Genomic DNA, 862 nt, shown 5'->3' on the forward strand with positions numbered 1-862 from the left:
ACTACAGCCGTAAACCCAACCCAACGGGCTTTGGGCATGGTAAGTACACGTTGCCAGATGTGAAAGCGCCAAAGTTTGAACCAGAAAAAGCGGCGGCAGCGTTTGAAGCTGCGGGCTTCGATAAGATTGGTTCCGATGGTATTCGCGTGAATGATAAAGGTCAGCGTTTGAGCTTTGAATTGACGTACTCATCTCCAGTTCATACACCGCGTATTGCTTTCTTGCGTGAACAGGCAAAATTGGCAGGGTTGGACATTGAGCTGAAGCTGATTGATGGTTCATCGATGTTCAAGTATGTGCGTGAGAAAAAACACGAACTTGCTTTCTTTGATATGGGGACTTCGGAAATCCCAACTTATTGGGAATACTTCCATTCCGTGAACGCGAACAAACCACAAACGAACTCATTCACTAACTACAGCACTCCAGAGCTAGATGAAAAGATCATTGCGTATCGCTTTAACATGGACATGGATAAGAAGATCCAATTAGGTCATGAGATTCAGCGAGACATTATTGATGCGCACGTGATTGTCACTGGCTACATGGTACCTTACGTTCGTTATGGACACTGGCGTTGGTTGAAATTGCCAGAGAAACCAATGAATCGAATGACAGAAGCGTTGTTCAGTGGCGGAATTATCGGTGATGGCACGTATTGGATCGACAAAGACGTGAAGAAAGAAACCCAGAAAGCGATGAAGTCGGGTAAAACCTTTGAACCGGTTGTTGTCGTTGATGACACGTATAAGCTGTAAGGATGTGTTATGGAAAACGATGTAATTTTGAGTGTAAAAGATCTCGAAGTGGAATTCATCACGGATGATGGCCCGGTAAAAGTACTCCATGGCGTGAACTTTGA

At 44.7% G+C, this 862-nt stretch carries 1 protein-coding gene and 1 pseudogene; both read left to right on the plus strand.

All coding sequences use genetic code 11. The annotated features are described in order from the left end of the window. Positions 1-758 (plus strand): ABC transporter substrate-binding protein (locus R7190_RS26380; protein ID WP_411978085.1); only part of this gene is annotated, 758 nt, incomplete at its 5' end. 9 nt (positions 759-767) lie between these two features. Further along, positions 768-862: pseudogene (locus R7190_RS26385) on the plus strand (ABC transporter ATP-binding protein); the annotation flags it as partial.

Source organism: Vibrio sp. 1078-1 (genome assembly GCF_033340475.1).